The organism is Nocardioides litoris (assembly GCF_006346315.1).
Classification (GTDB): domain Bacteria; phylum Actinomycetota; class Actinomycetes; order Propionibacteriales; family Nocardioidaceae; genus Nocardioides; species Nocardioides litoris.
On the sequence record NZ_VDMR01000009.1, the window covers coordinates 210,873 to 223,254 of the forward strand.

Consider the following 12,382-nt stretch of genomic DNA (forward strand, 5'->3'; position numbering starts at 1 on the left):
GGCCCCGGCTCGGGGTCGGCCTCCTGCCGTCTGGTGGCAGGATCGACGACGTGCCCCGCCACCACCGCACCACGTCGGGTCGACCCGACCCGTCCCGGGTCCTCGAGGTGCTCGGTGACGCCGGCGCCACCCTCGCCACGGCCGAGTCCCTCACCGGGGGACGCCTGGCCGCGGCCCTCGCCGCCGTCCCGGGGGCGTCCGCGTCCTTCCGGGGCGGCGTGGTCGCCTACGCCTCCGACCTCAAGGTCAGCCTCCTCGGGGTGCCCGAGGAGGTCGCGGCCCGCGTCGGTGTCGTCTCCGCGGAGTGCGCTGCGGCGATGGCCGAGGGGGTGCGCACCCTCACCGCGTCGACGTACGGCGTGGCGACGACCGGCGTGGCCGGCCCGACCGAGCAGGAGGGCAAGCCCGTCGGCACCGTCTTCGTCGCGGTCGCGGGTCCCGGCGGGACCCGGTCGCTGGCCCTCGAGCTGACGGGGGACCGCGAGGCGGTGGTCGAGCGGACGGTGGGCGAGGCGCTGGGTGCGCTGCTCGCGGCGATCCCCGGCGCGGAAGAACCGGGCCTCCGGTAGCGTTGGGATCCACGTACCGACGACCGACCGGCCGAGGGAGACGACATGGTGCTGTTCCGCCGCCTGCTGGGCGACGTCCTGCGCCGTCACCGGGTCGAGCGCGGCATGACGCTGCGCGAGGTCTCGGCCGAGGCCCGGGTCAGCCTGGGCTACATCTCCGAGATCGAGCGGGGTCAGAAGGAGGCGTCCTCCGAGCTCCTGGCCTCGCTGTGCAACGCGCTCGACGCCCCGCTGTCCGAGGTGCTGCACGAGGTCGCTGCCGCGGTCGCCGTCGAGGAGGCCGCCCTCGTCGTGGCGGCCGCCCCGCTGGCCACGCCGATCGGCGTGGCCGCCCGGCCCGAGCCGGTCGTCGCGCCCGCTGCGTGACCTGCGTGACCCCGGTCACGGCCCACGTGCCTGGTCCGCCGTAACGGGCTCCCCCCGCCGTCGTTGAGAGCACGACGCCGGCCGCCGGCGTCCTCGCTCCCTCGAGGTGGACCTGTGCTCCCTGCTCTCGTGCGTCGCGTCGTCGCGCCCGCTGCCCTCCTGCTCGTCACCGGCGCCGTCCCGGTGGCCGCGGCGGTCTCCGCCCCCGGTGCCCAGCCCACCGCCGTCGACGTCCCGCCGGTGGTCGCCCTGGCCCAGCCGGTGACCGACCTCGTCCTCGACCCCGCTCGCCGGGCCGTGGCCGCACCGCTGCGCTACGTCGGCTCGCGGGTCGACACCGCCGCCGTCCTCGACCGACTCGAGACGGCCCCCGACACGGGGGCGGTGCGGGTGTCGCTGCCGGCTCCCGACGGCAGGTCGGTGCAGTTCGACGTCGCCGAGGACTCCGTCCTGGAGGACGACCTGCAGGCGCGCCACCCCGAGCTGCGCACCTACGCCGGACGGGGCGTCACCGACCCGACCGACACCATCCGGTTCTCGGTGACCCCGATGGGCCTGAGCGCGGTGGTGCGCAACGCCGGGCTCGCGCGCACCTGGTACGTCGACCCCGCCTACCGTGGTCGGGGCACGACCGCCCACGTGAGCTACCTCGGGCGCGACCTGCCCCGGCCGGCCGCCCTGCGCTTCGACGAGGGCGAGGTCGAGGAGACCCACGACGCGCCCGCCCTGGCCGACGGCGCCGCCGCCCGCGCCGGCGAGGCCGTGGTGCAACGCACCTACCGGATGGCGTTCGTGACCACGCCGTCGTACGCCGCCGACTTCGGCACGGCCAACGTCCTGGCCGAGAAGGTGCGGGTCGTCAACCGCGCCAACGCGATCTACATGGACGACGTCGCGGTGAAGTTCGTGCTGGTCAACGGCACCGAGCAGCTCAACCTCGACACCGTCGAGAAGGCCACCGGGGCCGACGGCCCCTGCGGCGCCAACCCGTGCTTCGCCGCCGACGAGATCGCCGCCTGCGGCGGCAACGGCATCGACCGCAACAACTTCGTGGCCGGCCAGATCATCGGCGCCGACGCGTTCGACATCGGGCACCTGGGGTCGGGCGAGGGCAGCGGCGGGGTCGCCTACCTCGGCGTGGTCGGCGGCGAGAACAAGGCCGGCGGCTGCACCGCGCTCGACGAGCCGCGGGGCGACTTCTACGCCGTGGACTTCTTCGCCCACGAGGTCGGCCACCAGATGGGCGGCAACCACACCTTCGACGGCCTCAACGGCTCCTGCGTCGCGACCAACCGGCAGTCGACGACCTCCGTCGAGCCGGGCTCGGGCTCCACCGTCATGGCCTACGCCGGCATCTGCGGCAGCGACGACCTGCAGCCGCACACCGACCCCTACTTCTCCCAGCGCAGCATCGACGAGTTCACCGCGGTCACGACCGCTGCGCCCGAGCAGCTCACCGAGCAGCAGGTCGTCAACCTCCGTGGCTTCGACGGCACCGACAGCTTCCAGCTCACCTACCTGGGCAAGCCGGCCCAGACCATCACCAACGGGACCACCTACACCGTGGCCGGCCTGGAGGCAGCGCTGCTGCTGCTGACCGGCAAGCCCGCCCAGGTCACGCCGTACGACGGCGCGCAGGACCTGACGACCGCCGGCTTCACGGTCGACTTCCCCGACACCGCGGCCTACCAGCGCCTGGGGGTGGCGGCGGGCACCGGCGGGACGACGGGCTTCACCGGCGTCCTCCAGGACGGCGGCCCGGCCACCAACCAGGGCACGGCGGCCACGGTCGCCAACCGCCGGCCGACCGTGGACGCCGGACCCGACAAGGCCGTGCCGATCCTGACGCCCTTCGTGCTCACCGCGACCGGCTCCGACCCCGACGCCGGTGAGACGGCCGGCCTGACCTACCTGTGGGAGCAGAACGACGAGGGCCCGCTCGGTCTGCCCGTCCTGGGCCTGGGGCCCGGCCAGCCGCTGGTCGGCACCCGGACGCTCGGGCCGCTGTTCCGGGTGTTTGGCAGCTACGCTGCCGTGAGCGCGACCGACACGCTGCTCTACAGCTCACCCGGCCAGAACCTCGCTCCGGCAGGTGCCCGCAGCCGCTCCTTCCCGGACCTGGCCCAGGTGGTCGCCGGCACCACGAACGCCGAGGACCCGCTCGGCAGCTGCCCGGCCTACACGGGGGCCCTCGACACGACGGTCCCGCCGGGCGCGGCACTCGACTGCTACTCCGAGCAGCTGCCGACCGCGCTGTACGCCCTGAACCCGTTGGCGGGCGAGATGAACTTCCGGGTCACCGCTCGTGACGGCAACCCGCGCGGTGGCGGCACCGCGCACGACGACCTGACCCTCACCCTCGACCCGACCGTCGGACCCTTCGCCGTCACCTCGCGCGATGCGGCCGGTGCCTCGGCCCGAGCCCGCGGCACCGAGACAGTGACCTGGGACGTCAACGGCACCGACTCGGCGACCTATGCCACGCAGGTGAGCATCAGCCTCTCGACCGACGGCGGCAAGACCTTCCCGTTCCCGCTGGCCTCCTCGACCGCCAACGACGGCGAGGCCGAGGTGACCCTGCCCGACGTCAATACCAGCAAGGCCCGCATCCTGGTCAAGGCGGTCGGCAACTACTTCTACGACACCAGCGACGTCGACTTCACCATCGCCGGGGCCACGCCGCCGGCGGCCACGCCCGCCCCCCGGACCCGGATCACCGCCGGGCCCGGGCCGCGGTCCTTCGTGGTCGGCGACCGGGTGTCGTTCCGCGCCGCGTCGAGCCTCGCCGGGTCGACGTTCACGTGCCGGATCGACCGTCGCGCTGTGCCGTGCGCCGACGGAGTGGTGGCGCTGTCCGGGCTGCGGGCAGGCACGCACGTGTTCACCGTGGCCGCGACCAGCCCGGCCGGCCGCGTCGACCCGACGCCCGACCGTCGCGCCTTTGCGGTGGTCGGCGACGAGCGTGCCGCCCGTCGCAGCGCCGGGTGGCGTGCGGTGGCCAAGGACGACGCCTACCGCGGCACCCTGCTCACCACGTCGCGGCCGGGCCGCACGCTGACCTTCCGCCTGCAGCGCGCGTCGCGCTTCACCGTGCTGCTGCGGCGTACCCCCACGTCGGGGCGGGTCGCGATCGTCCTCGACGGGAAGGTCCTCAAGACCCTCAGCCTCCGGGGCACCGGGACCCGCCGGGCCGACTCCCGCTCGTTCGCCACGCCCCAGGGCGGGACGGTCGTCGTCAGGTCCCTGGACCGCAAGCGGGTGGACGTCGACGGCTTCGGGACGTTCGTCATCCCGCCGCGCCGCTGACACCTGCGACGTCCGCCGGCGCGGGCTGGCAGCGCGGGCACCAGTACGACGCCCGCTCGCGCTCGGCGGGACCCCGCATCGCCACGGCGACCGGGGTGCCGCAGCGGCGGCAGGGCGAGCGGTCGCGCCGGTAGACCCACATCCGCTCCCGCTCGCGCAGGTCGCCGGTGGTGGACTGCACCGGGCGCTCCTTGTTGAGGTCGAGCATCTGCCGAGCCCGACGGACCAGGCGGGGCAGCCCGGTGACCGACCCGACGGGGGCGTGCGGGTGCACCCCGCCGACGAAGCACAGCTCGGCGGCGTACATGTTGCCGATGCCGGCGAGGTTGCGCTGGTCGAGCAGGGCGTCGATGACCGGCCGGTCGGGGTCGGTGAGCAGTCGCCGCAAGGCCTCCGCCTCGTCCCAGTCGGGGCCGAGCAGGTCGGGGCCGAGGTGGCCGACCGTCGAGTCCTCCTCGGCCGTGGGCAGCAGCTCGACGATGCCGAGCGAGAAGCCGACCGCCTGCCGGTCGGCGGTGGCCAGGACCACCCGCGCCTGGTGGGCAGGTCGCGGCCAGCGCTGGCCAGGCCGGAGCACCCGCCAGGCACCCTCCATCTTGAGGTGGGTGTGCAGGGTCCACCGCTCGCCGTCGAGCTCGACCCGGGTCAGCAGGTGCTTGCCGCGCGACACGGTCTCGACCACGGTCGCGCCCGCCAGGTCGGCCGTGGCGTGCTGCGGCACGCGCAGGTCACCGGTCTCCAGCCGCCGGCCGCTCAACGAGCGGTCGAGCAGCCGGGCGGCGCGGTAGACGGTGTCACCCTCGGGCACGCAGGCGGAGTCCTTGCGGGGTGGTCACGAAGCCGGCGGACGACAGCGCGTCGCGCAGCGGGGTGTCGCCGCCACCGAGCAGTGCGGCGCCGTCGGCCTTCTCGACGGTCAGCCGGCCCAGGGCGCCGCGGCGCACGGTCTCGGCCAGCGCCTCGGCCGCCGGCGTCAGGACGTCGGGGTCCTCGGACCAGGTGAGCAGGGTGCGGCCACCTCGCTCGACGTACAGGGCGAGGGCGCCGTCGACCAGGACGACGATGGAACCGGCCTTGCGGCCGGGCCGGTGGCCGCCGCCGGAGTCGGGCCAGGGGAGGGCGGCGCCGAAGGGGTTGGCCGGGTCGGTCGCGGCGAGGGCCAGGGCGGTGGGCTTCTCGCCCGGTGGCACCTCGCTGAAGGTGCGGAGGCGGTCGATCGAGCCGGCGGTGCCGAACTGGGCGGCGCCCAGCCCGTCGACGAAGTAGCCCCGGCGGCAGCGCCCGGAGTCCTCGAAGGCGGAGAGGACCTTGTAGACGGCCGCGAAGCCGCCCGGCGGGCGCTCGCTGACCACGGCGCCCCGGATGACCACGCCGTGGCGCTCGAGCATGTGCTCGGCCGTCGCCTTGGCGCGTCGGGTCGGGTCGGGGTCGACCTCCGGCAGCACCGACCACCGCCCGGCGGTCTCGGGCGGCCCGGTGCGGGCGACGCGGCCCGGTCGCGGCGCGGGCCGGCGGGTGCGGTGGGTGGTGCGGCCGCCGCCGACGAGGGCGCGCAGCGGGGCGAGCGAGTCGTTGCCGACCCGGGCCGCCCACACCAGCTCCCACAGGGCCGAGCTGATGGCCTGGTCGGTGAGGGTCTGCTTGCCGAGCGCGGTGCGCACGGTGGCGGCGAGCTGGTGGAAGAACCAGGCCCCGCCGCCGTCGAGCGCGGCCAGCACGGCCTCGGGGAGGTCGCCGGTCTCGAACGGCTGCGGTGGCGGCAGGGTCAGGTGGGCCTGGTCGGCGAGGTGGAGCGAGACCCAGCCGTCGTTGCCGGGGAGCCCGCCGTGCCCGACCCACACGACCTCGCCGGAGGTGGTCAGCTCGTCGAGGAACGACGGCTCGTAGTCGCGCACGCGGGCGGCCAGCACGAGCGGCTCGAGCGCCGAGGCGGGCACCGGGGCCCCCGCGAGCTGCTCGACGGCGGTGACCAGGCCGTCGACCCCTCGCAGCCCACGACCCGAGACGTGCTGCCAGGCGGGGAGGAAGCGGCCGAGCGCCGCGGGCTCGACGGGCTCGACCTCCTCGCGGAGTCGGGCCAGCGAGCGGCGGCGCAGCCGACGCAGCACCTCGGAGTCGCACCACTCCGACCCGGCGCCCGCGGGTCGGAACTCGCCGTCGAGCACGCGGCCCTGGGCGCCGAGCCGCTGCAGCGTGTGGCGCACGACGGCCGCGCCCAGCCCCAGCCGGTCGGCGACCTCGTCGGTCGTGAACGGGCCGTGGGTGCGGGCGTAGCGGGCGACGAGGTCGGCCAGGGGGTCCTCGACCGGCTCGGCGAAGACGTCGGGGGTGCCGGGCGGGACCGGGACCCCGAGCCCGTCGCGGAGGCGGCCGACGTCCTCGACGACGGCCCAGCGCTCGGCGCCGGCCATGCGCACCTGCACCACCCGCCGGGACGCCGCCAGCGCGGCCAGCCACTCCGCCACGTCGGCGCCGTCGACGCTGCGGGCCGCGACCTCCTCCAGCGACTGCGGCCCGAGCAGGCGGAGCAGGTCGACCAGGCCCTCGGCGTCGCGGGCGCGCCGCTCGGGCGCGAGGCGCTGGAGCTCGGCCTCGACCTCGGTGAGCACGTCGGGGTCGAGCAGCTCGCGCAGCTCGGCACGGCCGAGCAGCTCGGCCAGCAGCCCCTGGTCGAGGGAGAGCGCGGCGGCACGGCGCTCGGCGAGGGGCGAGTCGCCCTCGTAGACGAACTGGGCGACGTAGCCGAACAGCATGCTCCGCGCGTACGGCGAGGGCGTGGTCGTCTCGACGTCGGTGACGACGACCTCGCGGCGGTCGACGGCCTTCATCAGCGCGACCAGGGCCGGCAGGTCGTAGACGTCCTGGAGGCACTCCCGGACCGCCTCGAGGACGATGGGGAACGAGGGGTACTTGGAGGCGACCTCGAGCAGGGCGGCGGCCCGCTGGCGCTGCTGCCACAGCGGGGAGCGGCGGCCGGGGTCGCGGCGGGGCAGCAGCAGCGCACGGGCGGCGCACTCCCGGAAGCGCGAGGCGAACAGCGCCGAGCCACCGACCTCGGCCGTGACCAGCTGGTCGATCTCCTCGGCGTCGAAGACGATGACCTCGCCGGTGGGCGGGTCGGCGTCGCTGTCGGGGATGCGGATGACGATGCCGTCGTCGGAGGCCAGGGCCTGGCCGTCGATGCCGTGGCGCTCGCGCAGGCGCGCGTTGATGGCCAGGGCCCAGGGGGCGTGCACCGGCACGCCGTAGGGGGAGTGGACCACCAGCCGCCAGTCGCCGAGCTCGTCGCGGAACCGCTCGACGAGGATCGTGGTGTCGCTGGGCAGGACGCGGGTGGCCTCGAGCTGCTCGTGGAGGTAGCCGACGAGGTTGCCCGCGGCCCACTCGTCGAGGCCCTCGTCGCGGGCGCGCTGCTCGGCCTTGGCGCGGGGCATGCCGGCCAGCTCGCGGGTCCAGGCCCCGATGGCCGCGCCGAGCTCGGCCGGGCGGCCGAGGGTGTCGCCCTTCCAGAAGGGCAGCTTGCCGGGGACGCCCGGTGCCGGGGTGACCAGCACCCGGTCGTGGGTGATGTCCTCGATGCGCCAGCTGGTCGCTCCGAGCGCGAAGATGTCGCCGACGCGGGACTCGTAGACCATCTCCTCGTCGAGCTCGCCCACCCGCTTGCCCGGGCCCTCGGCGCCGGCCAGGAACACCCCGAACAGGCCACGGTCGGGGATGGTGCCGCCGCTGGTCACGGCGAGGCGCTGCGAGCCGGGACGGCCGCTGAGGGTCCCGGCGACCCGGTCCCACACGATGCGGGGACGCAGCTCGGCGAACTCGTCGCTGGGGTAGCGCCCGGCCAGCAGGTCGAGCACGGCGTCGTAGGCCGAGCGGGGCAGGGCGGAGAACGGCGCGCTGCGCCGGACCAGCGCGTAGAGCTCGTCGACGTCGACGGGCTCCAGGGCGGTGGCGGCGACCACCTGCTGGGCCAGCACGTCGAGCGGGTTGGTCGGGATGCGCAGGGCCTCGATGCCGCCGGTGCGCATGCGCTGCACGGCCACCGCCGTCTGCGCCAGGTCACCGCGGTGCTTGGGGTAGAGCACGCCCCGCGAGGTCTCGCCGACCTGGTGGCCGGCGCGGCCGACCCGCTGGAGGGCGCTGGCCACCGACGGCGGTGACTCGATCTGCACCACGAGGTCGACCGCGCCCATGTCGATGCCGAGCTCGAGGCTGCTGGTCGCGACCACGGCGGGCAGGCGGCCGCGCTTGAGGTCGTCCTCGATGAGGGCGCGCTGCTCCTTGCTGACCGAGCCGTGGTGGGCCTTGGCGATCACGGTCTCGGCGCCGCGCGAGGCGCCCGCCTGCGCCATCACGTCGGCGGGCTGCCGCTGCTCCTCGGGGAGTGCCTGCTCGGCCCGCTCGGTGGCCAGCTCGTTGAAGCGGGCGGTCAGCCGCTCGGCCAGTCGGCGGGAGTTGGCGAAGACGATGGTCGAGGTGTGCTGCTCGATGAGGTCGACGACGCTGGCCTCGACGTAGGGCCACAGGCTGCCGGTGCGGCCCTCCTCGGGGCGCCCCTCGTCGAGGTCGTCGGCGGCGGCGGGCGCGCCGTCGGGGTCGGTCATGTCCTCCACGGGGACCACCACCCGCAGGTCCCAGCTCTTCTCGGCCGGGGGAGCGACGATGTCGACGGCGGCCGAGCCGCCGAGGAAGCGGGCCACCTCCTCCAGCGGGCGCACGGTCGCCGACAGGCCGACGCGCTGCACCGGTCGGTCGAGGAGCGCGTCGAGGCGCTCGAGGCTGAGCGCGAGGTGGGCGCCGCGCTTGGACCCCGCGACCGCGTGGACCTCGTCGATGATGACGGTCTCGACCCCGCGCAGGGACTCGCGCGCCTGGCTGGTGAGCATGAGGAACAGCGACTCGGGCGTGGTGATGAGGATGTCGGGCGGCGCCGTCTGCAGCTTGCGCCGGTCGGCGGCCGCGGTGTCACCGGACCGCACCCCGACCGAGACCTGGGGCACCGGCTGCCCCAGCCGGTCGGCGGTGTGGCGGATGCCGGTCAGCGGGGCCCGCAGGTTGCGCTCGACGTCGACGCCCAGCGCCTTGAGCGGGCTGATGTAGAGCACGCGCGTGCGGTGCTTCTTGTCCTCGGGCGGAGGGGTGGTCAGCAGCCGGTCGATCGACCACAGGAACGCACTCAGCGTCTTGCCCGACCCGGTGGGCGCGACCACCAGGGCGTGCCGGCCGGCCCCGATCGCCGCCCACGCCCCGGCCTGGGCGGGCGTGGGCGCCGCGAACGCCGCACCGAACCAGGTGCGGGTCGGCTCGCTGAACGCGGCGAGCGGGTCGGTCGTCGGGGGCACCGCACCAGTGTTGCGGAGACCACGGACAGTTCTGAGCAGCCGCAGGGGTGAGCGGCCCGGTGAGCGGCCCGGGGTGAGCGGCCCGGGTCAGTCGGCGGCGGTGCGCAGCATCGGGGGCTGGACGGCGGTGGTCTCGCCACGTCGGTAGAGCAGCGCCGGCCTCCCGGCGCCACCGGTCGCCCCGGTCGCCCCGGTCCCACCCGTCCCACCCGTGCCGCCCCCGCCCGACCCGCCCTCGACGGGGACGACGAAGCCGTGCGTGCCGAGGACCTTGCGGCGGAAGTTGCCCAGGTCGGGCGCGACGCCCCACACGGCGGCGTACACCCGGCGGAGCTCGGGCAGGGTGAACGGCTCGGAGACGAAGTCGAGGGCGAGCGTCGTGTACTCCAGCTTGGCCCGCACCCGCTCGCGGGCGTCGCGGAGGATCGCCTCGTGGTCGAAGGCCAGCGCCGGGCCGTCGACCCCCTCGCCGAGCACGTCGTCGACGGCCCACCAGCGCGCCTCGGCCGCGTCGGACCCCGCCGAGGGCTCGGGCAGGTCGGGCGCGAGGGCGACGTGGGCGACCGAGACGACCCGCATCCGGGGGTCGCGGTCGGGGGCGGAGTAGGTGCGCAGCTGCTCCAGGTGGCCCTCGAAGCGCTCGACGCCGGTCTCCTCGAGCAGCTCGCGCCAGGCCGCCGTCTCGGCGTCCTCCTGCGGCTCGACGAACCCGCCGGGCAGCGCCCACGACCCGGCGAAGGGATCGGCGCCGCGCTCGACGAGGAGCACCGAGAGCGCCCCGTCGCGGATGGTGAAGACGGCCAGGTCGACGGTGACCGCGAACGGCGGGTGCTCGGTCGTGTACGTCATACGAGCACCCCCGCCTCGGCCATCTCGGTCACGGCGGCGGCCGAGGAGGCGGGTGCGACGCCGGCGTGCAGGCCGTCGAGCAGCCGCACCTCGAACCCGGCCCGGCGGGCGTCGAGCACGGTGGCGCGCACGCAGTAGTCGGTGGCGATGCCGGTGACGTCGAGCTCGGTGACGCCGAGGTCGTCGAGCAGCGCCTGCAGGGTCGAGCCGTCGTCGGTCACCCCCTCGAACGCGCTGTACGCCGCCACGCCCATGCCCTTGCGCACGTGGTGGGTGACGCGGCTGGTGTCGAGCTCGGGTGCGTAGTCGCTGCCGCCGGTCGTGGAGACGCAGTGCACCGGCCAGGTGCGCACGAAGTCGGGGTCGGTGCCGGGCTCGGCGAAGTGGCCGTCGTTGGTGCCGTGGGCGTCGTGCCAGTCGCGGGAGGCCACGACGGCGACGTACTCGGCGGCGTGGGCGGCGAGGTGCTCGCTGATGCGGGTCGCGACGTCGCGGCCGCCGGTGACGGCGAGCGAGCCGCCCTCGACGAAGTCGTTCTGGACGTCGACGACCACAAGGGCCTTCCGGCTGCCCTGGGGATCGGTGGGGCTGGTGCTCATCGCAGTGCTCCTTCGGGGGTGGGGACGGTCGTGGTCGCCGGCGAGGCCACCGGCTGGGCCTTGAGGTGGGCGCCGCCACCGGTGATGGCGAGGGCCTCGGGCGGGAGGGTGGCGAGGGCGGCGGCACAGTGGTCGCGGACCGAGTCGAGCGTGGGGGAGTGCACGGTCTCGCCGCTGCGGACGAGCGGCACCTGCAGCGCGGTCGCGCCGTCGGGGACCGTGCCGTCGGTGGTGAACTCCTCGGCGACGACCAGGCCGTCGGCGTACGTGCGCCAGGCGGTCTTGCGCCCGCCGACCGAGACCTTGTCGTGGGACTTCTTGGCCACCGGCCGCAGGGTGCCGCCGGGCTCGTCGGCGACCGCGACCAGCTTGTAGACCATCTGGGCGGTGGGGTGGCCGGAGCCGGTGGCGACGCGGGTGCCGACGCCGTAGCCGTCGATCGGGGCGGCGGCGAGCGCGGCGATGACGTACTCGTCCAGGTCGCTGGTGGCCACGACGCGGGTGCGGGTGGCCCCGAGCGAGTCGAGCAGCGCCCGGGCGGCCACGGCCTCCTCGGCCAGGTCGCCGGAGTCGATGCGGACCGCGCCGAGCTCGGGGCCGGCCACCTCGACGGCGTTGCGGATGCCCTGCGGCGTGTCGTAGGTGTCGACGAGCAGCGTGGTGCCGGGACCCTGGGCCTCGACCTGGCTGCGGAACGCCTCGACCTCGCTGCGATGGGCCAGGGTGAAGGCGTGGGCGGCGGTGCCGACGGTCGGCACGCCGTGGCGGCGTCCGGCGGCGAGGTTGCTGGTGGAGGCGAACCCGGCGACGTACGCCGCGCGGGCCACCGCGACCGCGGCCTCCTCGTGGGTGCGGCGGCTGCCCATCTCGATCATCGGGCGCCCGCCGGCGACGCTGGTCATGCGGGCGGCCGCGGAGGTGATGGCGCTGTCGTGGTTGAGCACGCTCAGCACGAGCGTCTCGAGCACGACGCCCTCGCCGAGGGTGCCGCGGACGGTGAGGACCGGGCTGCCCGGGAAGTAGAGCTCGCCCTCGCGATAGCCGTCGATCTCGCCGCGGAACCGGAAGTCGCACAGGTAGTCGGCGGTGGCGTCGGCGACGACGCCCTCGGCGCGCAGCCACTCCACCTCGTCGGCGTCGAACCGGAACCGCTCGATCATCGGCAGCAGCCGGCCGAGGCCCCCGAGGACGCCGTAGCGCCGCCCCTCGGGCAGGCGCCGGGCGAAGGCCTCGAACACCGCGGGGTGGTCGACGCTGCCGTCGCTGACGAACGAGTCGAGCATCGTGAGCTCGTAGCGGTCGGTCAGCAGGCCGGTCGTGGTCGTCATGTGGCCCTCCTGGTTTGTAGTCACGT

General features: G+C 75.3%; 8 protein-coding genes. 3 read left to right on the top strand and 5 right to left on the bottom strand.

Translation table 11 applies throughout. The features are described from left to right. Positions 1–50: 50 nt before the first annotated feature. The 3 genes from FJQ57_RS20705 (at position 51) to FJQ57_RS20715 (ending at position 4,241) form a co-directional block, all read left to right on the top strand. A complete protein-coding gene (locus FJQ57_RS20705; RefSeq protein WP_246081949.1) occupies positions 51–569 on the top strand; it encodes a CinA family protein in 519 nt (172 codons plus the stop codon). 45 nt (positions 570–614) lie between these two features. Continuing rightward, the gene (locus FJQ57_RS20710) at positions 615–935 is read left to right on the top strand and encodes a helix-turn-helix domain-containing protein (protein WP_139984020.1); all 321 of its coding nucleotides are present in this window, start codon (positions 615–617) and stop codon (positions 933–935) included. 129 nt (positions 936–1,064) lie between these two features. Continuing rightward, positions 1,065–4,241 (top strand): reprolysin-like metallopeptidase, encoded by a 3,177-nt coding sequence (locus FJQ57_RS20715; RefSeq protein WP_139984022.1) that lies wholly within the window; start codon positions 1,065–1,067, stop codon positions 4,239–4,241. Here the strand turns inward: FJQ57_RS20715 and FJQ57_RS20720 are convergent. From FJQ57_RS20720 to FJQ57_RS20740, 5 genes are all read right to left on the bottom strand, one after another. After that, positions 4,222–5,049, bottom strand: coding sequence for a DNA-formamidopyrimidine glycosylase family protein (locus tag FJQ57_RS20720; RefSeq protein ID WP_139984023.1), 828 nt, complete (start codon positions 5,047–5,049; stop codon positions 4,222–4,224). The genes FJQ57_RS20715 and FJQ57_RS20720 overlap by 20 nt on opposite strands. Then, positions 5,036–9,580, bottom strand: a complete 4,545-nt coding sequence (locus FJQ57_RS20725; protein WP_211349234.1) for an ATP-dependent helicase — start codon at positions 9,578–9,580, stop codon at positions 5,036–5,038. The genes FJQ57_RS20720 and FJQ57_RS20725 overlap by 14 nt, the downstream gene beginning before the upstream one ends. Before the next feature lie 87 nt (positions 9,581–9,667). Continuing rightward, positions 9,668–10,429, bottom strand: a complete 762-nt coding sequence (locus tag FJQ57_RS20730) for an NUDIX hydrolase (protein ID WP_139984027.1) — start codon at positions 10,427–10,429, stop codon at positions 9,668–9,670. Continuing rightward, a complete protein-coding gene (locus FJQ57_RS20735; RefSeq protein WP_139984028.1) occupies positions 10,426–11,028 on the bottom strand; it encodes an isochorismatase family protein in 603 nt (200 codons plus the stop codon). Before FJQ57_RS20735 ends, FJQ57_RS20730 begins: the two co-directional genes overlap by 4 nt. Then, positions 11,025–12,380: a nicotinate phosphoribosyltransferase gene (locus FJQ57_RS20740; protein WP_281284299.1), complete on the bottom strand. Its 1,356-nt coding sequence runs from the start codon at positions 12,378–12,380 to the stop codon at positions 11,025–11,027. The genes FJQ57_RS20735 and FJQ57_RS20740 overlap by 4 nt, the downstream gene beginning before the upstream one ends. Positions 12,381–12,382 lie beyond the last annotated feature (2 nt).